Annotated in this window: 25 protein-coding genes and 1 pseudogene; 9 read left to right on the forward strand and 17 right to left on the reverse strand. The window is 70.4% G+C overall.

Features of this window, described 5'->3' with window-relative positions:
* Positions 1–152: 152 nt before the first annotated feature.
* Positions 153–1,094, forward strand: coding sequence for a hypothetical protein (locus tag C8E87_RS10985; RefSeq protein WP_133872994.1), 942 nt, complete (start codon positions 153–155; stop codon positions 1,092–1,094).
* On the opposite strand, the gene C8E87_RS10990 is transcribed toward C8E87_RS10985, so the two are convergent.
* Complete coding sequence (locus C8E87_RS10990; protein ID WP_133876762.1) at positions 1,091–1,552, reverse strand: DUF6912 family protein; 462 nt, start codon at positions 1,550–1,552, stop codon at positions 1,091–1,093. The genes C8E87_RS10985 and C8E87_RS10990 overlap by 4 nt on opposite strands.
* Before the next feature lie 146 nt (positions 1,553–1,698).
* Positions 1,699–2,151, reverse strand: coding sequence for a rhodanese-like domain-containing protein (locus C8E87_RS10995; RefSeq protein ID WP_133872995.1), 453 nt, complete (start codon positions 2,149–2,151; stop codon positions 1,699–1,701).
* Positions 2,152–2,245: 94 nt separating this feature from the next.
* Here C8E87_RS10995 and C8E87_RS11000 point away from each other — a divergent pair, with 94 nt between their 5' ends.
* From C8E87_RS11000 to C8E87_RS11010, 3 genes are all read left to right on the forward strand, one after another.
* Positions 2,246–2,701 (forward strand): Lrp/AsnC family transcriptional regulator, encoded by a 456-nt coding sequence (locus C8E87_RS11000; protein WP_133872996.1) that lies wholly within the window; start codon positions 2,246–2,248, stop codon positions 2,699–2,701.
* Positions 2,702–2,747: 46 nt separating this feature from the next.
* On the forward strand, positions 2,748–2,978 hold the full coding sequence (locus C8E87_RS11005) for a helix-turn-helix transcriptional regulator (protein ID WP_133872997.1): 231 nt from the start codon (positions 2,748–2,750) through the stop codon (positions 2,976–2,978).
* A 167-nt stretch (positions 2,979–3,145) separates the two neighbouring features.
* A complete protein-coding gene (locus tag C8E87_RS11010) occupies positions 3,146–3,703 on the forward strand; it encodes an Rv3235 family protein (protein ID WP_133872998.1) in 558 nt (185 codons plus the stop codon).
* A gap of 68 nt (positions 3,704–3,771) precedes the next feature.
* Here the strand turns inward: C8E87_RS11010 and C8E87_RS47085 are convergent, their stop codons facing one another.
* Together C8E87_RS47085 and secA are read right to left on the reverse strand one after the other, a co-directional pair.
* The gene (locus C8E87_RS47085) at positions 3,772–4,113 is read right to left on the reverse strand and encodes an SEC-C metal-binding domain-containing protein (protein WP_498368239.1); all 342 of its coding nucleotides are present in this window, start codon (positions 4,111–4,113) and stop codon (positions 3,772–3,774) included.
* A gap of 56 nt (positions 4,114–4,169) precedes the next feature.
* Positions 4,170–6,684: pseudogene (gene secA, locus C8E87_RS11015) on the reverse strand (preprotein translocase subunit SecA); the annotation flags it as partial.
* A 162-nt stretch (positions 6,685–6,846) separates the two neighbouring features.
* Here secA and C8E87_RS11020 point away from each other — a divergent pair.
* A complete protein-coding gene (locus tag C8E87_RS11020) occupies positions 6,847–7,980 on the forward strand; it encodes a GNAT family N-acetyltransferase (protein WP_133873000.1) in 1,134 nt (377 codons plus the stop codon).
* Here the strand turns inward: C8E87_RS11020 and hpf are convergent, their stop codons facing one another.
* The 12 genes from hpf to C8E87_RS11080 form a co-directional block, all read right to left on the reverse strand.
* Positions 7,981–8,604 (reverse strand): ribosome hibernation-promoting factor, HPF/YfiA family, encoded by a 624-nt coding sequence (gene hpf, locus C8E87_RS11025; RefSeq protein ID WP_133873001.1) that lies wholly within the window; start codon positions 8,602–8,604, stop codon positions 7,981–7,983.
* 246 nt (positions 8,605–8,850) lie between these two features.
* Positions 8,851–9,474: a ComF family protein gene (locus C8E87_RS45450; protein ID WP_341771755.1), complete on the reverse strand. Its 624-nt coding sequence runs from the start codon at positions 9,472–9,474 to the stop codon at positions 8,851–8,853.
* Positions 9,475–9,650: 176 nt separating this feature from the next.
* Positions 9,651–11,453: an LpqB family beta-propeller domain-containing protein gene (locus tag C8E87_RS11035; RefSeq protein WP_133873003.1), complete on the reverse strand. Its 1,803-nt coding sequence runs from the start codon at positions 11,451–11,453 to the stop codon at positions 9,651–9,653.
* Positions 11,453–13,153 (reverse strand): MtrAB system histidine kinase MtrB, encoded by a 1,701-nt coding sequence (gene mtrB, locus C8E87_RS11040; protein ID WP_133873004.1) that lies wholly within the window; start codon positions 13,151–13,153, stop codon positions 11,453–11,455. Before mtrB ends, C8E87_RS11035 begins: the two co-directional genes overlap by 1 nt.
* A 28-nt stretch (positions 13,154–13,181) precedes the next feature.
* The gene (gene mtrA / locus C8E87_RS11045) at positions 13,182–13,871 is read right to left on the reverse strand and encodes an MtrAB system response regulator MtrA (RefSeq protein WP_089293161.1); all 690 of its coding nucleotides are present in this window, start codon (positions 13,869–13,871) and stop codon (positions 13,182–13,184) included.
* Positions 13,872–14,005: 134 nt separating this feature from the next.
* On the reverse strand, positions 14,006–14,209 hold the full coding sequence (locus C8E87_RS11050) for a DUF397 domain-containing protein (RefSeq protein ID WP_133873005.1): 204 nt from the start codon (positions 14,207–14,209) through the stop codon (positions 14,006–14,008).
* A 42-nt stretch (positions 14,210–14,251) separates the two neighbouring features.
* Positions 14,252–15,112: a helix-turn-helix domain-containing protein gene (locus C8E87_RS11055; protein ID WP_133873006.1), complete on the reverse strand. Its 861-nt coding sequence runs from the start codon at positions 15,110–15,112 to the stop codon at positions 14,252–14,254.
* A gap of 677 nt (positions 15,113–15,789) precedes the next feature.
* Positions 15,790–16,944 (reverse strand): mannose-6-phosphate isomerase, class I, encoded by a 1,155-nt coding sequence (gene manA, locus C8E87_RS11060; RefSeq protein WP_133873007.1) that lies wholly within the window; start codon positions 16,942–16,944, stop codon positions 15,790–15,792.
* Between the two features lie 33 nt (positions 16,945–16,977).
* Complete coding sequence (locus C8E87_RS11065; protein ID WP_133873008.1) at positions 16,978–18,051, reverse strand: cation diffusion facilitator family transporter; 1,074 nt, start codon at positions 18,049–18,051, stop codon at positions 16,978–16,980.
* A 34-nt stretch (positions 18,052–18,085) separates the two neighbouring features.
* On the reverse strand, positions 18,086–19,315 hold the full coding sequence (locus C8E87_RS11070) for an SIS domain-containing protein (protein ID WP_133873009.1): 1,230 nt from the start codon (positions 19,313–19,315) through the stop codon (positions 18,086–18,088).
* The gene (locus C8E87_RS11075) at positions 19,315–19,503 is read right to left on the reverse strand and encodes a Trm112 family protein (protein WP_133873010.1); all 189 of its coding nucleotides are present in this window, start codon (positions 19,501–19,503) and stop codon (positions 19,315–19,317) included. Before C8E87_RS11075 ends, C8E87_RS11070 begins: the two co-directional genes overlap by 1 nt.
* Positions 19,504–19,565: 62 nt before the next feature.
* On the reverse strand, positions 19,566–20,945 hold the full coding sequence (locus C8E87_RS11080; protein ID WP_133873011.1) for a phosphomannomutase/phosphoglucomutase: 1,380 nt from the start codon (positions 20,943–20,945) through the stop codon (positions 19,566–19,568).
* Between the two features lie 181 nt (positions 20,946–21,126).
* Between C8E87_RS11080 and C8E87_RS11085 the strand changes: the two genes are divergently transcribed.
* The 4 genes from C8E87_RS11085 to C8E87_RS11100 all read left to right on the forward strand — a co-directional run bounded on the left by C8E87_RS11085 (position 21,127) and on the right by C8E87_RS11100 (position 25,640).
* Entirely contained in the window at positions 21,127–22,425 is a 1,299-nt protein-coding gene (locus C8E87_RS11085) for a GAF domain-containing protein (RefSeq protein ID WP_133873012.1), read from the forward strand.
* 145 nt (positions 22,426–22,570) lie between these two features.
* Positions 22,571–24,094: an aldehyde dehydrogenase gene (gene adh, locus C8E87_RS11090; RefSeq protein WP_133873013.1), complete on the forward strand. Its 1,524-nt coding sequence runs from the start codon at positions 22,571–22,573 to the stop codon at positions 24,092–24,094.
* 3 nt (positions 24,095–24,097) lie between these two features.
* Positions 24,098–24,469, forward strand: a complete 372-nt coding sequence (locus tag C8E87_RS11095; protein WP_133873014.1) for a DUF779 domain-containing protein — start codon at positions 24,098–24,100, stop codon at positions 24,467–24,469.
* Between the two features lie 343 nt (positions 24,470–24,812).
* Positions 24,813–25,640: a polysaccharide deacetylase family protein gene (locus C8E87_RS11100; RefSeq protein WP_133873015.1), complete on the forward strand. Its 828-nt coding sequence runs from the start codon at positions 24,813–24,815 to the stop codon at positions 25,638–25,640.
* On the opposite strand, the gene C8E87_RS11105 is transcribed toward C8E87_RS11100, so the two are convergent.
* Positions 25,641–26,009, reverse strand: a complete 369-nt coding sequence (locus C8E87_RS11105) for a DUF3499 domain-containing protein (protein WP_133873016.1) — start codon at positions 26,007–26,009, stop codon at positions 25,641–25,643.
* Between the last annotated feature and the right edge of the window lie 249 nt (positions 26,010–26,258).

Consider the following 26,258-nt stretch of genomic DNA (forward strand, 5'->3'; position numbering starts at 1 on the left):
CGATGCCGGGCAGCAACAGGTCGAAAACCGGACAGACCACCCCTGCGGAACGCGTACGTTCCCAACAAATACGGCAATCGACTCCGTTTTACCCCGCCCGTGCCACTCAGGTCCCGTCAGCGACGTCAGAACCCGCGCGTACCCTGAGGCTCATGTCTTCCCAGGAGGTCGCACCCGAGCCGAGACCGGCCGCTGCCGTCTCGTCAAACGGGCTCCTGCTGGCTGCCCTCTCGCTGATCTGGATGGGCGCCATGCTCTGGTCGGCGCGCGCCACGATCACCGGCCGCGCCGACGCCGAGATGGAAGTGACCTCCACGGCGTACGCGTTGCCCGGCGCCATCTCGGCCTCGCTCGTCACCGGGTCCACCGTGGCCCTGGCGGCGCTGGCCCTGCTGAGCCGGCGGGTCGAGCCCGGCCCCGGCGCCCGGTTCGCCGTCGCCACCGGCAGCGGCCTGCTCATCGGCGTGCTCGGCGCGCTGACCATCGTCACGATCAACACCGAGGGCTGGCTGTACGCGGTGGTCGGCGGAACGGTGGCCGCGGCCGCGACGATCGGCGGGGCCCTGGCCGGGTTCCGCATCCCCCGGGTGGTGCACGCGGCCGGCTGGGCCTCGGTGGCCGTCTTCGTCGTCGGTTTCGTGGTAACCCTGTTCCAGGGTCCGCTGCTCGACGCGCTCAGCTCCGGCTCACCCGGCTCCCGCGCCAATGCCAACCAGTGGATCTCGTACGGGCAGGCCACGCTCAGCGGCCTCGTGGCGGGCGTGGTGTCCTATCGGGTACTGCGCCGCGAACGCCGCAACTCCGACGGGCTCGATGTGCCCTGGCCGCTGTACGGGCTCGCCGGCGCCGGAGCGGGCCTGCTGCTGGTGATCGGCGAGATCCTCACCCGTACGGCCGGGAACCGCGTGCTCGACCTGGCCGGCCGGGTCAGCGAGCTCGAGCTCGTGGTGCAGCAGATGCTCAGCGGCGCCCGGCTCAACAGCGGCCTCGTCATCCTGTTCGCCGGGGCGATCAGCGCGACGATCGCCGTGGGCCGCACGATCAGCCCAGCGCCGGAGGAAGAGGACGAACAGGCCCCCTCGGCCGCGTCCTAAAGCAGCTCGTCCAGCTCCGACACCGCGTACCACTCGAGCTCGTGGTCCTCGGCGCTGTCGACCGTGAACTGGGCGTCGGGATCGCCCGCGGCCGCCTCGTCGACCACCTCGGACGCCGCCGACACCGCCTCGGCCGCGTCCACGCCGTCCAGGTGGATCGAGGCAACTTCCTTGATCGACACCGGCTGCGGGAGCCGCACGGTGCTGGAGCCCAGCTCGACTTCGGAGCGGATCAGCGCCGTCGACGGCACGTCGGCCGAGACCACCACGCGCCGGCGCGGGGCCTCGGGGTCGAGACGCAGCAGGTGCAGAGCGTCCTGAGCGGCCCGGGTGAAGGCGACGTACTCCAGTTCCTCCTCGTCGCCCTCGGCATACCACTCCCGCAGCGCGGGGGTCACGGCGTGCGCCTCCAGCGGCCCGGAGCCCAGCTGCCCCTCGGCGCGCAGGGCCGTGAGCATCGGCACGGTGGCCGGCACGTAGACCCGGACCAGCTCGGTGATCGGCACGTCTCCTCCTGCGGTTGGACCGTCCCCGTAGTACACCGCCGAGGCGGCGCCGGGTAGGCCCATTCCACCAGTCGTGTCCGGATCGTGGCTCGCCGGGTTCAGCAGCCGCAGGCCGCCGGGGCCGCGAGGCCGGAGGCAACCGGGACGGCGCCGATCGCGACGGGCGCGACACGCGGGTCGGGCTCTTGTGCCACGTCACCGTCGGGAGTGCGTACGGGGAAACCCTCCCGGATCCAGTACTCGATGCCGCCGATCATCTCCTTGACCTGATAGCCCGCTCGCGACACGGCCAGCGCCGACCGGGTCGCGCCGTTGCAGCCCGGACCCCAGCAGTACGTCACCACGGGCACCGCCGGGTCGAGGAGTCCGGCCGCACGGGCGGGGACGTCGGCCGTCGGCAGGTGCACGGCCCCGGGAATGTGGGCCTGTTCCCACGCCGCCCGGGACCGGGAGTCGATCAGCACGAAGCCCGGCGCCCCGGAGGTCATGGCCGCGCGGACGTCCGCGACGTCGGTCTGGAAGGCGAGCAGCGCCTCGAAGAAGGAAGTCATGGCACATCACGCTAGGTGCGTGAACACGGTCGTTACATGGTCGTTCCCCGGCACATCTGGTGTACGACCGGGGAAAGGCGCTTCAATGGCCGCCATGACGACGGATTTCGCGCTCGACCGGACGGACTGGCAGTTGCTTACCGAACTGCAGAAGGACGGCCGCTCCTCGTTCGCCGAGCTGGCCCGCGCCGTCGCCATGTCCCCCAGCGCCGTCGCCGAGCGCATCCGGCGGCTCGAGGAAGCGGGCGTGATCGCGGGTTACCGGGCCGCGCTCGACCCGGAACGGCTCGGTCTGCGGGTGATGGCTTTCGTCCGCCTGCGCTACCCCACGGGCAACTATCGGCCGTTCCACGCGCTGCTCGAGTCGACGCCCGAGATCGTCGAGGCGCACCACGTCACCGGCGAGGACTGCTTCGTGCTCAAGGTGCTGACCCGCTCGATGCGCCACCTCGAGGAGGTGACGGGCCGCATCTCCGGCCTCGGCGCGGTCACCACCAGCGTGGTCTATTCGAGCCCGCTCACCGGGCGAGGCATCTCACCACCGCAGTGAAACGGTGGCAAACTCAGGCAGTCGAAGCGATACAGGAGGTACGACCATGGCCGAGCCACGTTTCCTCCCGCTGCCCGACGTCGCCACCGAACTGAACGTCTCGGAGTCGCAGGTTTATCACATGGTGCGCAGCGGCGAGCTGCCCGCGATCAAGATCGGCGGCCGTGGCCAGTGGCGCGTCGAGCGCGCCCGCCTCGAGCAGTACATCGAGGAGAAGTACGCCGAGACGGCCGCGTGGGTGGCGCAGAATCCGCTCAACGCGTCGGAGCCCGAGTAGCGCCCGCCCGCGCCACCCCCTCCTCCGCCGTCCGATTCATCCGTCTTCCCGCCTGGTTCAGATCGATCTCCGCCCGCGTTGACCCCTTAGCCGCGTGTTGCTCAGAATCCCTGTCACAGGCAAACGAAAGCAAACGCAAGGTCAACTCGAAGTGAGGCGGTGCGGCGATGTTAGGAACGCTCGAGGGCCCCCGGACTGTGATCACCCTCCGTCCCACCCCACGCTGCGAGCCACCCTTCGACGACGAGCTGGAGCCCACCGTCTGGGCCACCGCTCAGCAGCTCGCCCTCGACTGGCCGTCGACCCGCAAGCCGGGCGAGAAACGTGAGGAACAGCCGGCCCTGCCGCAGCGCTCCCCCATCGCGGGCGCCTCGGCCGACGCCAAGCTCGCCGTCCGCCGGTTCGTCCGGGCCTGCGTCGAGGTCTTCAACGGTCACCGTCCGGCCGCGCACCTGCGTCGCCTGGCGCGCCCGATGGAGGCCTCCGCGGTCGTGGCTCAGGGGATGGCGGCCGCCCACAGGGTGGCGGATGTGCGGCGGGGCCACCGCCGGAAACCGAGCCGGGTCGCGCCGGTCGCGGTCATTCACGTACGCCTGTGCGAGCCGCGCCCGGGCGCTGTCGAAGCCGCTGTGGCCCTGCTGACCGGGGAGCGCACATGGGCCCTGGCGCTGCGGCTGGAACTGCACGAGGACGCCTGGCGCGCGACGCTCCTGCGTCTGATCTGAACCACGGGCCGGACAGCAAACGGCCCGCCGGTGAGAACATCGCCGGCGGGCCGTTGAGAGCCCTGCTGTCAGGCCGCCCCGGGGGCGCCGTGGCAGCGCTTGTACTTCTTGCCCGAACCGCAGTAGCAGGGCGCGTTACGCGACGGCCCGTTGCTCTCGTGGCCGGTGGCCTGCGCCGACCGCCGGTTCGAGGTGTGGGCCGGACCGGCCGGCACCGGGGAACCGCCGGGGCCGATGCCCAGCGCCGGCGCCTGCTGCTGCTCGCGCTGGATCACCGGGGAACCCTCGCCGGCCTCGCCGTCGATGGCCGGAGCGGTGTACTGCAGGTTTTGCGGACGACGCTCGCCGCCGAGCCCCTTGGCCCGCACCGCGACACGGTCGGACTCGGTCTCGTTGCCGGCGTCGGTCATCACGCCGCCGGCGGGCAGGGGCACCGCCTTGCTCGGGTCGACGGTCACCGTGGGCTGCTCCTGAACCTGGACCTCCAGATTGAACAGGAACCCGACCGCCTCCTCCTTGATGCCCTCCATCATCTGGTTGAACATGTCGAAGCCCTCGCGCTGGTATTCCACCACCGGGTCGCGCTGGGCGTACGCCCGCAGGTTGATGCCTTCCTGCAGGTAGTCCATCTCGTAGAGGTGCTCGCGCCACTTGCGGTCGATGACGCTGAGCAGCACCTGACGCTCGAGCTCGCGCAGCGCCTCGGTGCCCAGTTCCTCCTCGCGGGCGGCGTACGCGTCTTGGGCGTCCTTCTTCAGCTGGGCGGTCAGGAATTCCTGGTCGAGGGCCTGCCGGTCGCCCCCGGACTCCTCGATGAGGTCGTCGATGGTGACCGTGACCGGGAAGAGCCGCTTGAGGTTGGTCCAGAGCTGGTCGAGGTCCCAGTCCTCGGCGTAGCCCTCGCTCGTCGCCGCCAGCACGTAATCGGCGACCACGTCGTCGATCATGGCTTGCACCTGGTCGTGCATGTCCTCGCCGTCGAGGACCCGCTTGCGCTCGGCGTAGATCACCTGGCGCTGCTTGTTCATGACCTCGTCGTACTTGAGGACGTTCTTGCGGATCTCGGCGTTCTGACCCTCGATCTGGGTCTGGGCGCTGCGGATCTGCCGCGTCACCATCTTGGACTCGATCGGCACGTCGTCGGGGATGTTGAACCGCTCCATGACGGCCTCGACGGCGCCGGCGCGGAACCGCTTCATCAGGTCGTCCTGCAGCGACAGGTAGAACCGGGACTCGCCCGGGTCGCCCTGCCGGCCGGAACGACCGCGCAGCTGGTTGTCGATGCGCCGGGAGTCGTGCCGCTCGGTGCCCAGGACGTAGAGGCCACCGGCCGCCTGCACCTCGGCCGCCTCAGCCTCGCAAGCCTCCTTCCACACCGGGAGGACCTCTTCGAGCGCCTTGGCGTACTCCTCGGGGTTCTCCACCGGGTCGAGGCCGCGCTGGGCGAGCTCGTTGGCCGCGAGGAAGTCGGGGTTGCCGCCGAGCAGGATGTCGGTGCCACGACCGGCCATGTTGGTGGCGACCGTGACGCCGCCCTTGCGGCCGGCCTGCGCGATGATCGTGGCTTCCTGCGCGTGGAACTTCGCGTTCAGCACGCTGTGCGGGATGCCGCGCCGGCGCAGCAGCGTCGAGAGGATCTCGGAGTTCTCGACCGAGACCGTGCCGACGAGGACGGGCTGGCCGGTGGCGTGCCGCTCGGCGATGTCCTCGATGACCGCGTCGAACTTGGCCTTCTCGGTCTTGTAGATGACGTCGGGGTGGTCGATGCGGATCATCGGCCGGTGGGTCGGGATGCTCACGACGCCGACCTTGTAGACCTTGTTGAACTCGCCGGCCTCGGTCTGCGCCGTACCGGTCATGCCGCCGAGCTTGTCGTAGAGCCGGAAGTAGTTCTGCAGCGTGATCGTGGCCAGCGTCTGGTTCTCCTGCTTGACCTCGACGCCTTCCTTAGCCTCGATGGCCTGGTGCATGCCCTCGTTGTAGCGGCGGCCGTGCAGGATGCGACCGGTGAACTCGTCGACGATGAGGACCTCGCCGTTCTCGTCGACGATGTAGTCCTTGTCGCGCTTGTAGAGCTCCTTGGCCTTGATGGCGTTGTTCAGGTAGCCCACCAGCGGCGTGTTCACCGACTCGTAGAGGTTGTCGATGCCGAGGCGGTCCTCGACCCGGGCGACACCGCGCTCGGTGATCGAGACGGTGCGCTTGGCCTCGTCGACCTCGTAGTCGCCCTCGCCGTCCTTGCCGCGCTGGAGCCGGCCCACGATGGAGGCGAACTCGCCGTACCACCGCTGCGAGTGCTCCGCCGGACCCGAGATGATCAGCGGGGTGCGCGCCTCGTCGATGAGGATCGAGTCGACCTCGTCGACGATCGCGAAGTTGTGCCCGCGCTGCACCAGCTCGTCCTTCGACCACGCCATGTTGTCGCGCAGGTAGTCGAAGCCGAACTCGTTGTTGGTGCCGTACGTGATGTCGCAGAGGTAGGCCTCGCGGTGCTCGGCGGCGGGCCGGTTCGGCAGGATCACGCCGACCGTGAGGCCGAGGAACACGTGCACCCGGCCGACCCACTCGGCGTCGCGCTGGGCGAGGTAGTCGTTGACCGTGATGATGTGCACGCCCTTGCCGCTCAACGCGTTGAGGTAGGCCGGGAACACACCGGTCAGGGTCTTGCCCTCACCGGTCTTCATCTCGGGAATGTTGCCGAAGTGCAGCGCCGCGCCGCCCATGAGCTGCACGTCGTAGGCTCGCTGGCCGAGCACCCGCTTGGCGCCCTCACGCGCCACGGCGAACGCCTCGGGCAGCAGCGAGTCGAGCGACTCGCCGTCCGCCACACGTTCCTTGAACTGCTGGGTGCACTCACGCAGCTCGTCATCGGTGAGGTCGACGTAGTCGTCCTCGATCGAATTGACCGCGTCCGCGATCGCTTTGAGCCGGCGCACCATACGGCCTTCGCCGGCACGTAGGACCTTTTCCAATATCGACACGGGTCAGCGCTCCCCTAGACAGTCTGCCGAACCATCGTAGGCACCCTTCGGCCGAAGCTGTGACCCGAGCCCTGGGTTAACCGCACAAATGGTGTGAAACTTCGCATCAAGTTCGCTCAGAGCGGAGGACTTCGGGCAGGATAAGCCGCGAGGAGAGAGGGCGTGACCATCGCACAGATCAACGGCACAGGGGTACGCCTCCGGGCGTTTCGCGCCGACGACGCCGACGCGCTCGCGGCCGGGTTCGACGATCCGATCTCGCAACGGTTCCTCCCCCAGATGCCACGACCCTTCACCACCGGACACGCCGAGCGCTACATCGCCGAGCGTGTCGCGGCCACCTTCGCCGAGGGCGGCGCGCTCTACGCGATCGCCGATCCGGACACCGACGAGCTGCTCGGCGGCATCGGGTTCGACAAGGTCGTCCCGTCCCGCCGGCAGGCCGAGGTGGGTTACTGGGTCGGCCCGTGGGCACGGCGGCGCGGGGTCGCCTCCGCCGCGTTGCGGGCCCTGAGCGCACACGCCCTGAGTCACGGGCTCGAACGCCTCGAACTGCTCACCCACTGGGACAACCCGGTCAGCCAACGAGTCGCGCTGGCGGCCGGTTACACCCGGGAGGGCGTACGCCGGGGCGCCGAGCCCGGCCGCGACGACAGCCGTGAGGACATGGTGGTCTTCACCCGCCTCGCCACCGACTCCGGCGAACCCGTGCCCCGGCTGCTGCCCGACCTGCCCGGCGCGGAGCTCACCGACGGGGTCGTACGGCTGCGCCCGCTCGGTCCGGGCGACACGGATTTCCTGGCCGAGCTGCTCGGCCAGCCGGACGTGGTGGCCACGAGCGTGCCGCCGGTCGCGCCGACACCGCAGCGCATCCGCCGGCGTTGCTTCCGGGCCGAGGCGCACTGGCTGGCCGGCACCCGCGCCGACCTGGTGATCGAGGACGCGGCGACCGGGGAGCCGGCCGGCGACATCGGCGTCTACTACGACGACCCGCACACGCAGCAGGCCATGATCGGCTACAGCATGCTGCCCGCGTACCGTGGGCGCGGTTTTCCCACCCGGGCCGCCCAGCTGGTGTCCCTGTGGGTCTTCGCCGAGACGGACGTGGTCCGGCTCATCGCGGGCGCCGTTCCGGGCAACGTGGGCTCGCAGCGGGTGCTGGAGAAGGCGGGCTTCCACAGAGAGGCTCTGCTGCGCTCGCGGCTGCCCGGCCCCGACGGGACGCGCAACGACGACGTGCAGTTCGTCCTCCTCGCCGAGGACCTCCTGACCGAAGGCCCTCGGCTTGATGGGTGACTAGCCCGTGGTCTCCAGCGACAGGATTCCGTAGTCGTAGCCGCGGCGACGGTAGACGACGCTCGGGCGGCCGCTGTCCTTGTCGAGGAAGAGATAGAAGTCGTGGCCGACGAGCTCCATCTGGAAGAGGGCGTCGTCGACGGTCATCGGGTCAGCGGGGTGCTCTTTTTCCCGCACGATCCGCCACGGCTGGTCCTCGTCGTGTTCCGCGAGGGCGGTGGCTACCGATGACGTTTCCTCGGCCGCCTGCGCGGCGAGGCTGAGGTCGGTGGGCAGGCCGGCGGTGGCCGCCGCCACCGAACGGGGCGTGTGCCGCCCCCGGTGCACCCGGCGCCGGTCGGCGGAACGCCGCAGCCGGCCGTCGAGCTTGGTGATGGCGCAGTCCAGGGCTGCGTAGAAGTCCTTGGCGCAGGCCTCGGCACGAATGACCGGGCCTCTCGTCATGACGGTGATCTCGACTCGCTGGCACTTGTCGGACTGGCGCGGATTGCGCTCATGGAACAGCTCGACGTCGGCCCGGATCAGTTTCTGGTCGTAACGCTCGACCTTGCTCAGCTTGTCGGCGACGTGTTCCCGGTAATGGTCGGGAACCTCTACGTTGCGGCCCTTGACGACAATGTCCACTCGTGACCTCCCCCAACGTTTCTGTTCTGCAGACGCCCCTGCGAGAGGGTGCTGGCGGGGGCGCCGAACTGCGACGCGTGAAGTACTGGCTTGCGGTGACGCCGGCTCACCGGGCGTTACCGATCGCGACTGAGACGACTCCTTTCCGGTGCGGCGGTTCGCGGAACGCTGCGCCTCCGGCTCAGGCGGGATGAGACGGCACTCATACCCTCGTCACCAAGACGCTAACGTGCCGATGCTCTCGCGTCACCCCTCGTTCGGGATACCAGATCCCCGACGTTCCACCTTTTCAGTACCCCCAGGTGGTAATACGTCGAAACCGACCGCGGATGATCTACGCAAAGGGGTGGCAGCAAGAACAGCAGCGCCTGCGACCTGCATCTTCGCCTCCTCGAGCCGACCCGTCGCCGCGGCCAGAGTAGCGCCGGTGGTGACGATGTCGTCGACTATCACCAGGGTGCCTCGTCGCGACTCGGCGCGCCACCGAACGCCGATTCGGGCCCGCCGAATTCGCAGGGAATCCTCAGCTGCGGCACGCCGACCGGCCACGCTCAGTGACGTAGAGTCAGGGCGGGGTAACGCTTCGAGCTGATGGCTGACGCCAGCGTCCCAACCGGCAGCGCGCAGGCGACGCACGGCTTGTGCGGCCAGTCGCCGCATATGGTCGCCGTGCCGTTCCCGCGCGGCTGCGGCGGTCGACGGCACGGGGACCAAGGCGACCGGTGTCCCGCGCGGGGCGAGCGCGGCCACCGCCGTGGCGAGCAGCGTGCCGAGTGGTCCGGCCAGCCGGTGACGCCCCTTTTCCTTGTAACCCAGCAGCACACCCCGCAGAGCGGTCTCGTACGTCCCCACGGCCACGCACCGGGGCATGCCGGGCGGCGGGGGCTCGGGGGCCGTACGGAAGGGTTTGAGGGCTTCCAGACCGGCGGCACAGCTCGCGCACACGCCGAACCTCAGCGGCACCCGTTCGGCCTCGCAACCGGCGCACGGGGCCGGGAGCACGAGGTCGGCGAGGTCACCGAGGAGTCCGGTCAAGCTGAGCCCGCTCAGTCCATGAAGAAGGGGGCCGTGGCGTCGACGCCGGGCTGCGGGGTCACGTCGGCCAGATGTTCCGGTCGCAACAGGACCGGCTCGCTGAGCACATCCCAGGCGTCGCCGCCGGCCACGTACCACTCCGAGGCCAGCCGCTCCGGATTGGTGGGAGTCGACGGGTACGCCGTCAAGTAGGTGACCGGTTCGGCGCCGATGTCGCCGAGGCGGGTCGTGGCGAGCGTTCCGTCCACCGTGACGTCGAGAACCGCGTACCGGTTGTTGGTCCGCATGCCCGCCACGGCCAGAGAGGACTCGCTGTTCCAGGCGGCCGCGGCCACCGTCTTGAGGTCGGGCGGGTGCACCCGCTCCGGATCGCTCAGGGTGATCTCGTCGCCGCTGGTGTTGAGCACCGCGCGGTAGAGCCTGTCCCCGCTGACCAGCACGACACGGTGACCGTCGGGGGCCACCGACAGGCTGGTGACCGGGCCTGGAGGGTTCGGCCAGTCGATCCGCCGGGCGGCGCCGCCGGTCGCGTCGAAGGTGTAGACCTGACCGCCCATGGTGATCAGGCCAACGGCCGCCGACGGCTCGTCCCCGTCGGGGGTCTGCGCCCACACCGGGGTGCCCAGGTCGCCGGTGAGCTTGCCCACCGGCTGCAGGTCGGCCATCTCACCCAGGGGCGCCTGGGCCACCCGCAGCTTGCGCGCGTCATCCGCGCCGGTCACCACGGCCAGGTAGGCCCGCGTCGAGGACGAGCTCAGAGCGGCCGAGGTGATGTTCTTGTTGGCGGCCGGCTTGATCACCGGCACCGGGTCGGAGGCGTGCGGCGAGTCCTTGAGCCGGCGGATCGACGAGCCGTAGAGCGCGAACCTCTCGGGCACATCGGCCAGCCGGTACGCCGCGTTGCTGTCCAAATAGGCGCCGTTCTCCGTGCTGACCGCGTCGTCGTGACCGATCTTGATCTCGATGACGCTCGTGGTCAGCGGCCGCATGGACCACTGCAGCTGCCGCCGCAGGCGGTCGAGGGCGCCGGGGTCGCTGCCCTGCGGCACGGCCTGCGCGTTGAGGCTGATCCGCAAGGTGTCGCCGCTGATGGTGACGTTGTCGGAGGCCTGCGTGCCCTGGGGCAGCGAGTTGACCGTGTCGTCGAGCCAGGCCGCCGGCGGACCGGTGAGCCAGTTCAGCACCGTCGTCGGCTGCTGCACGCTGGGCACGCTGAGCGGCATGTATCGCACGTCGGGCACCAGGCCGGTGTTCGCCGTGTTCCACCAGTAGATCGTGCGCGGCGAGTAGTACTCCTGCAGCGCCACGTCGGTCATCATCAGCATCTGCGGCGCCTCGAGAATGAACTGCCCGTCGCGGCCGGACACCGGGCCCACCCGCAGTGTGTACGACACCGAATCGCTCGGGGCGGCCGGTTCGAGCACGCCGTTGGCCTTGAGCGTGCCGACCACCTGGATCGTGATCGAGACCTCGGACTCGCCAGGGCTGTGCAGCGACGCCTCCGTCTCGCGGACCACCTTGATGTCGCTGCCCGACGGGAAACGGGCCGCCTTGTCGGGGGCGAGGAACGCCTTCATCCGGGCTGCTGCCGTCTCGGGGTCGCCCGCGGCGGCCTGCAAGTAGTTGCTGACCAGGGTCTTCGGCTCGCCGTTGTCCTCGCGGCGGGGCTGCACCGGCGGTTCGTCGGCGCCGCCGTTGGGCAGCACGCCGGAAGGGCCGTTGTCGACGATCGTCACGTCGCTCTCGTCGGGGATGCCACAGCCGCCGGCCATCAGAGTGGCCACCACGACAGCCGCGCAGAGCAGGCGCCTCATCACACCACCTCGGCCTGGGGCTCGGCGGACTCCGCGGGCATGCCGGCCGGCTCGTCGGGCCGGCCCGGCGCCCGGTCGCGCGGGATCAGCGGGAGCGGCGCCGCGAGCAGGCGATCGCCCGACCGTACGGGCAGGGTGAGCCGGAACTGGGCCCCCTCGCCCGGCGCGCCCCAGGCCTCGAGCCAGCCGCCGTGCAGCCGGGCGTCCTCAGCGCTGATCGACAGGCCCAGGCCGGTGCCGCCGGTCTGCCGGGCCCGTGACGGGTCGGCCCGCCAGAACCGGTTGAAGACCAGCCTTTCCTCGCCCGGCTTGAGCCCGATGCCGTGGTCGCGCACGGTGATCGCCACCGCGGCGTCGTCGCTGGCCAGCGTGACCCGCACCGGCTTGGCCTCGCCGTGCTCGACCGCGTTGCCGACCAGGTTGCGCAGCACCCGCTCGACCCGGCGCGGGTCGACCTCGGCGATCACGGGCTGGTCGGGAACGCGCAGCTCGATCTCGACACCCACGCGCTCGGCCAGGCCGGACAGCCGGTCGGCGACCCGCTCGACGATCGGCACCAGGTCGGTGTGCTCGGCGTCGAGCGCGGCGAACCCGGCGTCGAACCGGCTGATCTCGAGCAGGTCGGTGAGCAGGCTCTCGAACCTGTCCAGCTCGGCCTGCAACAGCTCGGCGCTGCGCGCGACGGCCGGATCGAACTCGTCGCGCTCGGCGAAGATCAGGTCGGCTGCCATGCGTACGGTGGTCAAAGGGGTCCGCAGCTCGTGGGAGACGTCGGACGTGAACCGGCGCTGCAGGCGGGACAGTTCCTCGAGGCGCACGATCTGGCGCTGCAGGTTGGCCGCCATCTGGTTGAACGAGGCGGCGAGCAGGGCCAGGTCGTCCTCGCCGTCGACCTTCATCCGCTGGTCGAGCAGGCCGGCCGACAGGCGCTGGGCGGTGCGCGCGGCCACGCGTACGGGGGTCACGACCAGCCGGGTGACCAGCCCCGCGATGACGCCGAGCATGAGGACCAGCGCGATGCCGGTGGCCAGCACCGTCGTCCGGATCTGGTTGGCCGCGCTGTCCTCGGTGGTGAGCGGCACCATGTAGTAGAGCTCGACGTGGCCGAAACTGGTCGGCACCGGTGAGCCCGTGATCAGGTATTTCGTCGTACGGTCGTTGACCCTCGCGGTGACGATCTGGCGCGCGACCTTGCCCTCGGCGGCCACGTCACGGATCAGTTCACGCGAGATCAGCTCGTCGGTGGGGATGTTGGGCGAGGTGACCGCGGCCAGCTCGGGATACTCCTCGGCGCGGATCGACACCACCGAGCCGCCGGACTCGGCCGGGTCGCCGTCGCCCAGCTGGTTGACGATCAGCGTGAACGTCTTGGGCAGCTGCGGGTCGCGAGCCTGCGGGTGGATGGTGAGCTGCTGTTCCGCGTACGCCACCCGGTTGCGCATCGAAACCTGCACCTCGTCCTGCGCTCGGCTCAGCAGGATCTTGGCGCTGCGATCGGCGATGAACCAGCCGAACGCGCCCACCAGCAGGCTGGACGCGACCAGGGTGAGCGCGACCACGCGCAGCTGCAGCGATCGCCGCCAGGCCCGGCGAGCCGGCGACGACCACACCTCGACCCGGCGCACGAGGACACGCCAGTATCGCCGCACGACCCGCAGGAAGCGGCGCAACGGGAGCGGAAGCCAAGCCGGAGCACGCATTACGCGGCAAGGTTAGCCCCTCGAACTCCTAACCGGTGCCCGCCTTGTAGCCGACCCCCCGGACGGTCAGGATGATCTCAGGGCGTTCCGGATCAGGCTCGATCTTGGCCCGCAGCCGCTGGACGTGCACGTTGACCAACCGCGTGTCGGCCGCGTGCCGGTAACCCCACACCTGCTCGAGCAGCACCTCGCGGGTGAAGACCTGACGCGGCTTGCGGGCCAGGGCCACCAGCAGGTCGAACTCGAGCGGCGTGAGCTTGACCTCTTCGCCGTCGCGCGACACGGTGTGCGCCGGGACGTCGATGGTGATCTGGTTGCCGGGCGGCCCGATGGTGAGCATCTCGGGGGCGGCGTCCTCACCGCGACGCAACCGGGCGCGCATCCGCGCCACCAGCTCCTTGGGCTTGAACGGCTTGACCACGTAATCGTCGGCGCCGGACTCGAGCCCCAGCACCACGTCGACGGTGTCGCTCTTGGCGGTCAGCATCACGATCGGAATGCCGGACTCGGCGCGGATCGCCCGGGCCACATCGATCCCGCTCATGCCCGGCAACATCAGATCGAGCAGGACGATGTCGGGCCGGCTCTCCCGGAAGGCGGCCAGTGCGCGCTCACCGTCGGCGACGAACGAAGGCAGGAAACCCTCACTCCGCAGGACGATGCCGAGCATCTCGGCCAGCGCTGGATCGTCATCGACGACGAGTACCCGGGCTCTCATGCGGTCCAATATTGCACTGTCCTCCCCAACACCATGTACCCCGGGGGCGATCTTGTGTAAATCACGACCAGCATAGGCGCAGAAAAACGGGCGGCCCCGTGCGGGACCGCCCGTTTTTGATCGGTCGTACGGGATCAGGCGCCGGGCCGGTCGAACTCCCCGGCCCGCACGCCGGCGATGAAGCCGGCCCAGTCCGCGTCGCCGAAAGCGAGCATCGGACCGGCGGCGTCCTTCGAGTCGCGCACCAGCACGGTTGACGGGACGTTGGCAACCTCGACGCAGTGGCCGGCGGCTCCGCTTCGAGTGCTCTTGCGCCAGGTGAGAGTGGCGTCCTGCATCGTGTGTCCCCTTCCAAGGATGAAATGCAGCTCCATTTCAGCTCACGAAGCGGTCAGGAGGCGCAGCGCTTCCTCCCTTTCAGCGATAACCGTTCGGCTGTCTTCTGCCGACAAGCAGCGTTCCCGCAGGTCAGACAGGGCGTCGCGATACACGTCGACCTCGGCCGCTTTCACCCGGAAGTGGCCCCCGGTCAGCCCCTCGCTGTGCACGACCGGAGCCCGGGTGCCCACCTCGAACTCCAGCACCATGAACGGCTCGGTCATGCCGGCGTGCGCACCGGCCGTGAAAGGAAGCACCAGAAGCTCGACGCTGGGCCGCTCGGACGCCTCGACCAGGCGCGCCAGCTGACGCCGCAGCACCTCGGGCCCGCCGACCTGACGGAAGAGCACCGCCTCGTCGATCACCAGCCGGAGCGTGGGCGGCGGTTCCCGGGTGAGCACGGCCTGCCGGGCCATCCGCAGGGCGAGCCGCCGCTGAATCGTCTCGGCCGCGCCGACATCGGCCCCGACCTCGATCACCGCCCGCGCGTACTCGTCGGTCTGCAGCAGCCCCGGAACGACCTGGGTCTCCCACTCGCTGATCAGCACGGCCTCGGCCTCGAGAGCCACATACTCGTCGTACGGGTCGGGCACTGACGACCGGTACGGCGTCCACCACGCCCTCGCCCGCGCCCGTCGCGCGAGGTCCCGCAGTCGTTGACGGTCCTCAACCCGTACGCCGTAGGCAGTGAGAAGACGATCGAGGTCGGGCTCGCTGATGCCGGTGTGCGCTGTCTCGATCCGGCTCAGCTTGCTCTCCGACCAGCCCAGGGCGGTGGCCACATCGGCCGCCCGGCGTTCCCCACGCAGGCGCCTGAGCTCGTTGCCGAGTTCACGTCTTGCCGTCGAGGTCGCCCTGGCCACGCGAACACCATAACGGCACAACGGTCGCAGGCTGCGGCCGGCGACGCACGGTATGTACTTACCCGCAGGTCAGAGGCCATGAAGTAATGGAACGGGACGACGGGTGCGGGGTGGCGGCAAACACCATCGGGCTGCTCGTGCGCAGCACCCCATCCCCCGGGGCGGTCACGCGCTCGGCCGGACCCGCTCGCGCGCCCGGCTCGGCCAATGCAGTCCCCTACGGACGGGTCGGCCGGGGCGGATCCAGGGATGCGGCACGGTCGTACGAGGTCAGGACGCATAGCGAACGGGACGACGAGCCTGAGCCCGCCGCCCCGTTCATCCCCCCGGTTTGGTACCGCGCGCGTCCGTGGGACCCCCCGATCACCAATGACGCTGCGTGTTTATAGATTCACACTCCGCACAGGCCGTGTCAAGCAAATCCGGAAATTTCCTATTTTGTGCGCTCGCCAGTGAGGGTGATGAGAGGCCCGGCGCGGAGGTGACCGAAGACAGGCCAAGCACACCCGGGCCCGAGTCCGCCTGTGACAGACCTGGCTGCCAGGCGGGGACTGCGGTGGCGGCCAGGCGGGCCCGTGCTGGTTGCCGGGCGGGGACTGCGGTGATGGTCAGCCGGGACCCGTGCTGGTTGCCGGGCGGGGACTGCAATGGTGGCCAGGCGGGACCCGTGCCGGCGGTCAGGCGGGGACGGCGGCTACGAAGAGCCGGCCCTGGCCCGCCACCTTGAGGCGACCGGCGTCTGCGGGGGCGTAGGCGGCCGTTCCGGGGGTCAGTTCGATCGGGGTGCCGTCGACGGCCTCGCCGACGAAGGTGTCGCCGGTCAGGCCGACGATGATGCGGGGGCCGGTGGCGGGGATCTCGGTGGGGGCGCCGGCGCCGTCCAGCTCGATTTTGAACAGCTGGAAGTCGGGGACCGGCACCTCCCACGTAGTGACGCCGGGGGCGATCTGCTCGCCGGGCAGGATCGGGTCGTTCAGGACCTCGAAGCGCAGCACGTTGAGGAGTTCGCCGACGTCGACGCGCTTGGGGGTGAGGCCGCCGCGGAGGACGTTGTCGCTGGCCGCCATCAGTTCGACGCCGAAGCCGTTCAGGTAGGCGTGCATGTTTCCGGCCGGCATCCAGATTGCTTCGCCGGGGGCCAGGCGGACGTGGTTGAGCAGCAGCGCCACCAGCACGCCGGGGTCGCCGGGGTAGTGGCCGGCCAGCTGGGACGCGAGCGGCGAGCGGTCCGAGGCGACGACGGCGTCGATCAAAGCCGTCCGGTCTTCCGACGGCCAGGTCAGCAGGGCCTGTACGGCCGTACGGAGGTCGCCGCCGCGCAGGGCCGTGACGACCGGGGCCAACGCGGGGACGCCGAGCGACTCGATCTCGTCGGCCGCGGCGGCGGGTGAGCGGAAACCGCACAGCGCCTCGAACGGTGTGATCGCAACCAGCATTTCGGGCTTGTGGTAGGCGTCGGTGTAGTTGCGCGGCAGGCTCGGGTCGGCTTCCTGACGGGCGAAGGCCAATTTCGCGTACGCGGGGTCGGGGTGTGCCTGCAGCGACAGCGGGGTCTCGGCGGCGAGCAGTTTGAGCAGGTACGGCAGGCGGGGGCCGAAAGACTCGAGGACAGGGCCGCCGAGCTGGCCCTTCGGGTCGTCGGCGATGAGCGCGTCCAGGCTGACCGGGCCGTCGGGGCCGTTCACCTGGGCCGGGTCGCCGGGGTGGGCGCCCAGCCACAGTTCGGCCTCGGGCTGCTCGGTGGGCGCGGGACGACCCTGCAGTTCGGCGAGGGCCGTACGGGAACCCCAGGCGTACGGGCGGACGGTCCCGGTCAGCGAATAGACGGTCATTTCAGCCTTTATCCGATTTGGGAAGGGAATGCTTCAGTGGGGCGAGGCAGGGGCGCCCGGCGCGGTAGTGGCATCGGACGGTGTGGAGGCGCCCGGAGCGGAGGCACCCGAGGCAGCAGCGCCTGAGGCAGCAGCGCCTGAGGTAGCCACGCCGGAGGAAGAGCCGCCCGAGGTGGAAGCGGCTGAGGCGGCTTCGGGACGGTAGATGTCGGGCTCGATGTAGATCACCCGGGCGATCGGCACGGCCTGGCGGATGCGCTTCTCGGTCTCGTCGATGTGGCGCGCCACCTCGTCGGCCCGTTCCGAACGCGGCACCGCGATCTTCGCCGCGACCAGCAGTTCCTCCGGCCCCAGGTGCAGCGTCTTCATATGGATTATCCGCTCCACGCCTTCGCCGGCCACGACGGCGCTCTCGATCTCGCGAACCACGTCGGGGCTCGCGCCCTCGCCGATCAGCAGGCTCTTGGTCTCGACGGCCAGCACGGCCGCGATCGCCACGAGCAGCAGGCCGATCGCCGCGGTGCCGATGCCGTCCCAGACGCCGTTGCCGGTGATCAGGGTGAGCGTGACGCCGAAGAGGGCGAAGACCAGGCCGAGCAGGGCGCCCGAGTCCTCCAGCAGCACCACCGGAAGCTCGGGGGCCTTGGCCCGCCGCACGAAGTCGACCCAGGAGGTCTTGCCGCGGGTGCGGTTCGACTCGCGGATGGCGGTGATGAACGAGTACGTCTCGAGGCCGATCGCGACCACCAGCACGAGCACGGGCACCCACTGCCAGCTCTCGATCGGGTGCGGATCCTGGATCTTGTGCCACGCCTCGTACAGCGCGAACAGGCCACCCAGGCTGAACAGCACGATCGAGACGATGAACGCGTACAGGTAACGCTCGCGGCCGAAGCCGAAGGGGTGCTCGGGGGTGGCGTGCCGCTTGGCCCGCTTGCCGCCGATCAGAAGCAGCAGCTGGTTGCCGGAGTCGGCCACCGAGTGGATCGACTCCGCCAGCATCGACGACGAGCTGGTCAGCAGCCAGGCGATGAACTTGGTGACCGCGATGCCGAGGTTGGCGCTCAACGCCGCCAGAATCGCCTTGGTGCCGCCTTCAGCGCTCATTTCCCCACTCCACAGTGACGTCCGGTGCGACGGGTCACTGCATTCCCTCGGGGAGCGGGTTCGAAAGCTCTTTCATCTCACTGATCGCGGGCACCGCCATGGGGTCGAGCCCGTGCGCCAGCGCGAGGTAGAGCGAGGCGAAGTCGGGCACCGCGGTGAGCGAGGCCAGGCGTTCGAGCGCGGAGCCACCCTCGGCGGTCAGCACGTCGCAGCGCACGCCCCGGCGCTCGGCCAGCGTCTGCACGGCATCGGCGCGACGCTCCTCCACGGCGACCGGCTCGTCCGCGTCGTCCTCGGGGTTGAGCCCGCCGTCGCGGAACAGCACCAGCCGCAGCCGGGTCGTGCCGGTCTCTTCGGCGTCGGGGTCGGCGAAGATGTCGCGTGACGACTCGGCCAGCCCGCCGAAGACGCCGTCGAGCAGGCCCACGCGGCCGCGGCCGGCCTCGCCCAGCGCGCCCGCCATCACCGGGTAGCGCGCGTTGGCGGCGAGGGTGTCGGCGAAGCGGCGGGCGGCCACCGTGGCCAGCGGCGACGAGCCCCAGACGATGGGGATCGAGCCGGCCAGGCCGAGCGCGAGCGTCTTGGCCGGGTTGACGAACGAGTCGGCGCCGGGGCGGCAGCGCTCGGCGTCGGCGTCGAGCCGGGTCGCGGTCTCGGCCAGGTCGGCCTCGTTGACCTTGACCAGGCCGATCGCGCGCGCGGCGAGCAGCACCGGCACGGCGAGACCCCATAGGCTGGCCCGGGCGGGCGCGCGGCGGGGCACCGGGAAGAACGGGGCCCGGGCACGAGCGGCCATGGCCTCGAGCTCGGAGCCGGCGTTGCCCACGGCGACCAGCCGGGCGCCGCGGCGGGCGGCTGCCTCGGCCGCGGCCAGCGCCTCGGGGCTGCGGCCGGAGGCCGAGACGGCGATGACCACATCGGCCGCGCCGACCCAGCCGGGCAGGCCGGGGCTGCGGTGACCGATGATCGGCACCGGGCAGCGCGGGCCGGCCACGGTCGACAGGATGCTGCCGGTCAGGCCGGCCGTGCCGATGCCGGCGACGACGACCGCGCGGGGGCGGCCCTCGTCGGCCAGCATGCTGAGATCGGTCTCGGCGGCCAGCGCGGCCGCCTCACGCACCTGGGCGCCCGCCGACGCCGTGGCGCGCAGCATGCCGCCCGGGTCGTTGGCCACCATCGACTTCTCGTCGTCGAGCAGGGACTCGTCGGCGTGCCGGTGCCCGGCCACGCCGGCGGCGCCCTCGAGCGGGCCTGCCCCGGCCATCAGGCCGCACCCCCGTCGGCGGACGGACGCGCCTCGTCGAGCAGCAGCACCGGGATGTCGTCGCGGACCTCGAAGACCCGCCCGCACTCGGTGCAGGTGAGGGTCTGCGCGTCGGCGTCGTGGGTGAGCGGCGCGTGATGCGTGTCCGGGCAGGCCAGGATGTCCAACAGTTGCGGATCGAGGGCCACCGAACGCTCCTTCGTCGATGAGACGGGCATTCGAGAACCGCCCGTCGCTTGGGAGGCTCAGCCTAACTGCGGACGATGGCCAGGACCTCGTCGCGCAGCGACGCCATGCGGTCCGGCTTCGCGGCCTCGACGTTCAGGCGCAGCAGGGGCTCGGTGTTGGAGGCGCGCAGGTTGAACCAGGCGCCGTCGGCCAGGGTGACGGTGAGCCCGTCGAGCTCGTCGAAGGTCGCGTCCGGGTACGCGGCCCGGACCTCGGCCACCCTGGTGGGGGCGTCGGCGACGGTCGAGTTGATCTCGCCGGACGCGCTGTAGCGCTCGTACTCCGCGGCGAACTCCGACAGCGGCCTCTCCTGACCGCCCAGCGCGGCCAGCACGTGCATCGCGGCCAGCATGCCGGTGTCGGCGAACCAGAAGTCGCGGAAGTAGTAGTGGGCCGAGTGCTCGCCGCCGAAGACCGCGTTCGTCCGGGCCATCTCGGCCTTGATGAACGAGTGGCCGACCCGGCTGCGTACGGGCGTGCCGCCGGCCTCCTTGATGATCTCGGGCACGGCGGCCGACGTGATCAGGTTGTGGATGACCGTGCTGCCCGGGAACTTGGCCAGCTCGCGCCGGGCGACCAGGGCGGTGACGGCCGAGGGCGAGACCGGGTCGCCGTTCTCGTCGATGAAGAAGCAGCGGTCGGCGTCGCCGTCGAACGCGATGCCGATGTCGGCGCCCTGCTCACGGATGGCGTTCTGCAGGTCGACCAGGTTGGCCGGGTCGAGCGGGTTGGCCTCGTGGTTGGGGAAGGAGCCGTCGAGCTCGAAGTAGAGCGGGACGATCTCGAGCGGCAGGGCGGGCAGCACCTGGTCACCCAGCACGGCGGGAACGGTGTAGCCACCCATGCCGTTGCCCGCGTCGACGATGACCTTGAGCGGCCGGATGCCCGACAGGTCGACCAGGGACCGCAGATGTTCCGCGTACGCCCCCAGCAGATCGCGCGTCTCGACCCGGACCGGGCCGTCGGCCTCGGCGTTCAGGTCGTCGAGCAGGGCCTGGGCCCGCTGCCGCACGATCGCGAGGCCGCTGTCCTGGCCGACCGGCTTGGCCCCGGCGCGGCACAGTTTGATGCCGTTGTACTGGGCGGGGTTGTGGCTGGCGGTGAACATGGCGCCGGGCAGGCCGAGCGAGCCGGACGCGTAGTAGAGCTCGTCGGTCGAGGCCAGACCGATGTTGATCACGGCGGCGCCGGCCGAGTTGGCGCCCCGGGCGAACGCGGCGGCCAGGCCGGGACCGGACTCGCGCATGTCGTGCGCGATGACGATCTCGTCGGCGTTGTCGCCGGACTCGCGCAGCATCTCGACGAACGCCGTGCCCAGAGCCCGGGCGACCGCCTCGTCGAACTGATCCGGCACGATGCCCCGGACGTCGTACGCCTTGACGATCTTGGACAGGTCAGACACTGCTCCCCCTAGGCCCTACTCACGCTGTTCGGGCCGAGAGTAGCGGAGCCGTGTCGTCGGCAAGGTGGCAACGACAAGGCGTCACTGTTACGTGATGCGATCGCGATGAACACTCCTGGCCGAACAGCGCTTGTCGGAAGGCGTGACGCGGGTCACGATGGGTGGGTCTGGAGGTGTCTCCTTGGCCAACCCGTGGCTCGCCCTCGACGCCGGCGCCGATCCCGTCGAGCGCATTCGGCAGGTCGGGCGCGCCCACGAGCGGTTCGTGACCGGTGAGACCAGTGCCGGTCCCCCCATCCGCTCGGTGGTGGCCGACTCGTGGAGACGCTCGGCGGTCGCCCTGCCGGGTCCCGACGCCACCGCCCCGATCGAGCTCAGCGACGCCGACCTGGAGTCCTACCGGGCGGCCCACCCGCTCGCCCGGGTCCTGCCGATCTTCCGCGACCTGCTCGGCGGGCTGGCCGAGGACGGGGAGCACCTGATGGCGGTCTGCGACGCGTACGGGCGTCTGCTCTGGGTGGAGGGCACGGCCAAGGTGCTGCGCGGGGCCGAGCAGATGAACTTCGTGCCCGGCGCCCGCTGGGACGAGGCGCACGCGGGCACCAACGCCCCCGGCACCTCCCTGGCCATCGACCACCCGCTGCAGATCTTCGCGACCGAGCATTTCAGCCGCTCGGTGCAGCGCTGGACGTGCGCGGCCGCCCCGATCCACGACCCGGCGACCGGCCGGCTGCTGGGCGCGATCGACGTGACCGGCGGCGATCATCTGGCCAACCCTCACAGCCTGGCCCTGGTACGGGCCACCGCGCTCGCCGCCGAGGCCTACCTGAGGGGCAGCCTGACCCCGGCCCCCACGGCGGGCTCGGTCGCCGCGCTGGGCCGCAACGAGGCCGTGCTGACCTTCGAGGGCCGCCGCTGGCGTCTCGGGCGCCGCCACTCCGAGCTGCTGGTGCTGCTGCTGGCCCACCCCGAGGGCAGCACGGGCGACGAGCTCGGCGTGGGCCTGTACGGGGACGACGCGAGCCCGGTGACGGTCCGCGCCGAGTTGTCGCGCCTGCGCCGCACGCTGGGGCCGGAGCTGATCGAGGCCCGGCCGTACAGGTTGCGGGCCGAGGTCGAGCCCGATTTCCGTACGGTCGTGCGGCTGCTCGAGCACGGCCGGGTGGCAGCGGCCCTGGAGGCGTACGGGGGACCGCTTCTGCCCTTCTCGGATGCCCCGGGCGTGGTCAGGCTCCGCCGGCTGGTGGACGACCGCCTGCGGGCCGCGTTGCTCAACACGCGCGATCGGGGCCCGCTGCAGACCTGGCTGCACTCGCCGTGGGGCGCGGACGACCTGCAGGTCTGGGAGGCCTACGCCCGCCTGCTCGCCCCCGCCGACCCGGCCCGGCCCCTGGCGCACGCCCGCATTCACGAGCTGCGGGCCGAATACGGGCTGCGCCCGTCGGCCTCGGAGGCGCCGAGAATGGCCAGGCGAAGCTGAGGCCATTTTCGGTGTCCCCGACACCGACCCCAAGGGGCGCAGACCTCGCGAGCCGGAGGGCGACGCCGGTGGGCACAGGGTTGCAACGTCTGTGCAACGTCCGCGTAACTAAGGTCGCCCGTACCCCAGAGGTACGGAGGCAGGCATGACCGTATATTCCGCGCCCGGAACCGACGGCGCCATCGTCAACTATGAGTCCCGTTACGACCACTTCATCGGCGGCGAGTACGTGCCGCCGGCGAAGGGCCAGTACTTCGCCAACCCCAGCCCCGTCACCGGCCAGGACTTCTGCGAGGTCGCGCGGGGCACCGCCGAGGACGTCGAGAAGGCGCTGGACGCCGCGCACGGCGCCGCCGACGCGTGGGGCCGCACCTCGACCACCGAGCGCGCGAACATCCTCAACAAGATCGCCGACCGGATGGAGGCGAACCTCGAGAAGCTGGCCGTCGCCGAGTGCTGGGAGAACGGCAAGCCGGTGCGCGAGACGCTGGCCGCCGACATCCCGCTGGCGATCGACCACTTCCGCTACTTCGCGGGCGCGATCCGCGCGCAGGAGGGCACGGCGGGCGAGCTCGACGACGACACCGTGGCCTATCACTTCCACGAGCCGCTCGGCGTGGTCGCGCAGATCATCCCGTGGAACTTCCCGATCCTGATGGCGGTCTGGAAGCTGGCCCCGGCGCTGGCCGCGGGCAACGCGGTCGTGCTCAAGCCGGCCGAGCAGACCCCGGCGTCGATCCACTACCTGATGTCGCTGATCGCGGACCTGATCCCGCCGGGCGTCCTCAACATCGTCAACGGGTTCGGCGTCGAGGCCGGCAAGCCGCTCGCCTCGTCCAACCGGGTCGCCAAGGTCGCCTTCACCGGCGAGACCACCACGGGCCGCCTGATCATGCAGTACGCGTCGGAGAACCTGATCCCGGTCACCCTCGAGCTGGGCGGCAAAAGCCCCAACATCTTCTTCGAGGACGTGAGCCGGCTCGACGACGACTTCTACGACAAGTCGCTCGAGGGCTTCTCGATGTTCGCGCTCAACCAGGGCGAGGTCTGCACCTGCCCGTCGCGCGCGCTCATCCAGCAGAGCATCTATCCCGACTTCCTGGCCGCGGGCGTCAAGCGGGTCGAGAACCTCAAGCAGGGCAACCCGCTCGACACCGACACCCAGGTCGGCGCGCAGGCCTCCAACGACCAGCTCGAGAAGATCCTGTCGTACCTGGACATCGGCCGGCAGGAGGGCGCCAAGGTGCTCACCGGCGGCGCGCGGGCCGACCTCGGGGGCAACCTGTCGGGCGGCTACTACGTGCAGCCGACGATCTTCGAGGGCAACAACGCGATGCGGGTCTTCCAGGAGGAGATCTTCGGGCCGGTCGTGTCGGTGACCTCGTTCGCGGACTACGCCGACGCCATCAAGATCGCCAACGACACCCTGTACGGCCTCGGGGCGGGCGTGTGGACCCGGGACATCAACACCGCGTACCGGGCGGGCCGCGCGATCAAGGCGGGCCGCGTGTGGACGAACTCGTACCATCTCTACCCCGCGCACGCCGCGTTCGGTGGTTACAAGCAGTCCGGCATCGGCCGCGAGAACCACAAGATGATGCTCGACCACTACCAGCAGACCAAGAACCTGCTCGTCTCGTACAGCCCCAAGGCGATGGGCTTCTTCTAGGCCATGGCCACTCGGGTAGACGTGACCCCCGCGGCGGCCGACCTGATGCGGCAGCTGCGGGGGCAGCACGGTCCGCTGATGTTCCACCAGTCCGGCGGGTGCTGCGACGGCAGCTCGCCGATGTGCTACCTGGAGGGCGAGTTCCGCACCGGCCAGTCCGACGTGCTGCTGGAATCCCTGCGGATCGACGGGGTGCCCGAGCCGATCACGTTCTGGATGTCGGCCTCGCAGTTCGAGCTCTGGAAGCACACGCACCTGACGGTGGACGTGGTCCGCGGGCGCGGTTCCGGCTTCTCGCTGGAGGCGCCCGAGGGCGTACGGTTCCTGATCCGCTCGCGCCTGCTCACCGAGCAGGAGCTCGCCGAATTGTCCTGATCGGAACCCATGAGGAGTCATTTGAAACGGGCCACAATCTGATCCCAACGCCGCCGTCATCCCGTATCAATGGGAGACGGCGGCGTTCGCGTCGCCCGTACGCGTCCCGTAGCCGACCCCCGAGGAAAGAGTGCTTCCCCCCTCCGCTCACCGACTCCTGACCGCCCTGCACGCCGCGGACCGCCGCGCAATGGCATTCGCTCGCCGGGCGCTCGCATCCGTCCGTTCCAGTGACCGGGAACCGGGTGACGTCTCCCCCGACCGTGCCGAATCCCGCCGGGAGGTGGCGATCCGCCGCTTCCGGGCGGCACTGTCGGCAGCCGGAAGGCACAGGGAGGCTTGGATGCGGTTGTCGCACGCCCGGAAGGCGGTTCTGCTCGGAGTGGTGCTGCTCGCCGTGGGCCTGACCGGACAGGCGTCGGCCGAGACGAAACTGCCCGAGGCCGGCAGCACGCCCCCGGCGCCGGTGGTCTCCGCCCCGGCCGCCCCATCCCCTTCTTCCTCCGCCAAGCCGAAACCCAAACCCAAGCCGACTTCGCGCAAGGCCGTCAATCCGCGCTTCGCCGGGCCCGCGGGCAGCCACGTCCTCACCGGCAGCAAGGGCGTCGCGCTCACCTTCGACGACGGGCCCGACCCGGCCGAGACGCCGAAACTGCTCATGCTGCTGGCCAAGCACCAGGTGAAGGCCACGTTCTGCCTGGTCGGCAGCAACGTGCAGCGGCACCCCGAACTGGTCCGGCAGATCGTCGCGGGTGGTCACACGCTCTGCAACCACACCTGGAACCACAGCCTGAAGCTGGGCAAGGACCCGGCGGCCAAGATCCGGGCCGACCTGGGGCGCACCAACGCGGCGATCCTCAAGGCGGCGCCCACGGCCAAGATCAAGTATTTCCGCGCCCCCGGCGGCAACTTCACGCCCCGGCTGGTGTGGGTGGCCGGGCAGATGAGGATGACCTCGATCTACTGGAAGGTCGACCCGCGCGACTGGAGCCACCGCAAGGGCGAGAGCAGCGCGGCGCACCAGGCCAAGGTGATCAAGAGCGTCACCCACCACTGCCGGCCCGGGGCGATCGTGCTGTCACACGACTACGCGCAGCCGGACACCATCGCGGCGTACCGCAAGCTCATCCCCTGGCTCAAGAAGCGTTACACGCTGGTGGCCCTGCCGTAGTCAGTGCGACGGCGGAATGACCCGCAGGTGGCCCCGGCGGCCGGTCTGGTGGCCGGGGATGCGTTCCTCGTCGTCCGTACGCGGGGGCGGCGCGGCCGGGCGGGCGGCCTCGCGCACGGCGTCGGCCAGGGCGACCAGGTCGTCGGTGGTGGGCGGCGGCGGGGCAAAATCGCCGTCGTGCCGGACCAGCTCCCAGCCTCGGGGGGCGGTGAGGCTGCGGGCGTGCGGCTCACAGAGGTCGTACGTGTGGGGTTCGGCGAAGGCCGCCAGGGGGCCGACGACCGCCGTGGAGTCGCTGTAGACGTAGGTCAGCGTGGCGACCGCCTGTCGGGGACAGCCGTTCCGGGAGCAACGCCGTGGTGACCTCACGGCGGCACGTTATCGCCCCGGACGCCCGCGTGGGCGCGGAAGCCTCGCGACACGCCGACCCACGATGCATCACGATTCGGTCATGCCGGCCCGACACGCCGCCCCCGATGGGGCGAATTAATGGCGTACGCCCCCGTTGGGGCGAATCAACAGCGCGGTAACAGGTCTGACGTCGTGTCACACCGTCGGAGGACTAGAGTTGCCGGGTGACCACCAGTTCCGAACGCCGCCGCACCGACCCTTCCCGGG

It is taken from the genome of Paractinoplanes brasiliensis, assembly GCF_004362215.1.
Taxonomy (GTDB): Bacteria; Actinomycetota; Actinomycetes; order Mycobacteriales; family Micromonosporaceae; genus Actinoplanes; species Actinoplanes brasiliensis.

What these genes read in the sequence shown, in the direction of transcription:
- C8E87_RS10985 (WP_133872994.1), top strand. Translation starts at nt 153, where the DNA reads ATGTCTTCCCAGGAGGTCGCACCCGAGCCGAGACCGGCCGCTGCCGTC.
- C8E87_RS11000 (WP_133872996.1), top strand. Translation starts at nt 2,246, where the DNA reads ATGACGACGGATTTCGCGCTCGACCGGACGGACTGGCAGTTGCTTACC.
- C8E87_RS11010 (WP_133872998.1), top strand. Translation starts at nt 3,146, where the DNA reads ATGTTAGGAACGCTCGAGGGCCCCCGGACTGTGATCACCCTCCGTCCC.
- C8E87_RS47085 (WP_498368239.1), bottom strand. Translation starts at nt 4,113, where the DNA reads ATGACCGACGCCGGCAACGAGACCGAGTCCGACCGTGTCGCGGTGCGG.
- C8E87_RS11095 (WP_133873014.1), top strand. Translation starts at nt 24,098, where the DNA reads ATGGCCACTCGGGTAGACGTGACCCCCGCGGCGGCCGACCTGATGCGG.
- mtrB (WP_133873004.1), bottom strand. Translation starts at nt 13,153, where the DNA reads ATGCGTGCTCCGGCTTGGCTTCCGCTCCCGTTGCGCCGCTTCCTGCGG.
- C8E87_RS11070 (WP_133873009.1), bottom strand. Translation starts at nt 19,315, where the DNA reads ATGGCCGGGGCAGGCCCGCTCGAGGGCGCCGCCGGCGTGGCCGGGCAC.
- adh (WP_133873013.1), top strand. Translation starts at nt 22,571, where the DNA reads ATGACCGTATATTCCGCGCCCGGAACCGACGGCGCCATCGTCAACTAT.
- manA (WP_133873007.1), bottom strand. Translation starts at nt 16,944, where the DNA reads ATGACCGTCTATTCGCTGACCGGGACCGTCCGCCCGTACGCCTGGGGT.
- C8E87_RS11065 (WP_133873008.1), bottom strand. Translation starts at nt 18,051, where the DNA reads ATGAGCGCTGAAGGCGGCACCAAGGCGATTCTGGCGGCGTTGAGCGCC.
- C8E87_RS11050 (WP_133873005.1), bottom strand. Translation starts at nt 14,209, where the DNA reads ATGCAGGACGCCACTCTCACCTGGCGCAAGAGCACTCGAAGCGGAGCC.
- C8E87_RS45450 (WP_341771755.1), bottom strand. Translation starts at nt 9,474, where the DNA reads ATGCCCCGGTGCGTGGCCGTGGGGACGTACGAGACCGCTCTGCGGGGT.
- mtrA (WP_089293161.1), bottom strand. Translation starts at nt 13,871, where the DNA reads ATGAGAGCCCGGGTACTCGTCGTCGATGACGATCCAGCGCTGGCCGAG.
- C8E87_RS11100 (WP_133873015.1), top strand. Translation starts at nt 24,813, where the DNA reads ATGCGGTTGTCGCACGCCCGGAAGGCGGTTCTGCTCGGAGTGGTGCTG.
- C8E87_RS11035 (WP_133873003.1), bottom strand. Translation starts at nt 11,453, where the DNA reads ATGAGGCGCCTGCTCTGCGCGGCTGTCGTGGTGGCCACTCTGATGGCC.
- C8E87_RS10990 (WP_133876762.1), bottom strand. Translation starts at nt 1,552, where the DNA reads ATGCTCACGGCCCTGCGCGCCGAGGGGCAGCTGGGCTCCGGGCCGCTG.
- C8E87_RS10995 (WP_133872995.1), bottom strand. Translation starts at nt 2,151, where the DNA reads ATGACTTCCTTCTTCGAGGCGCTGCTCGCCTTCCAGACCGACGTCGCG.
- C8E87_RS11005 (WP_133872997.1), top strand. Translation starts at nt 2,748, where the DNA reads ATGGCCGAGCCACGTTTCCTCCCGCTGCCCGACGTCGCCACCGAACTG.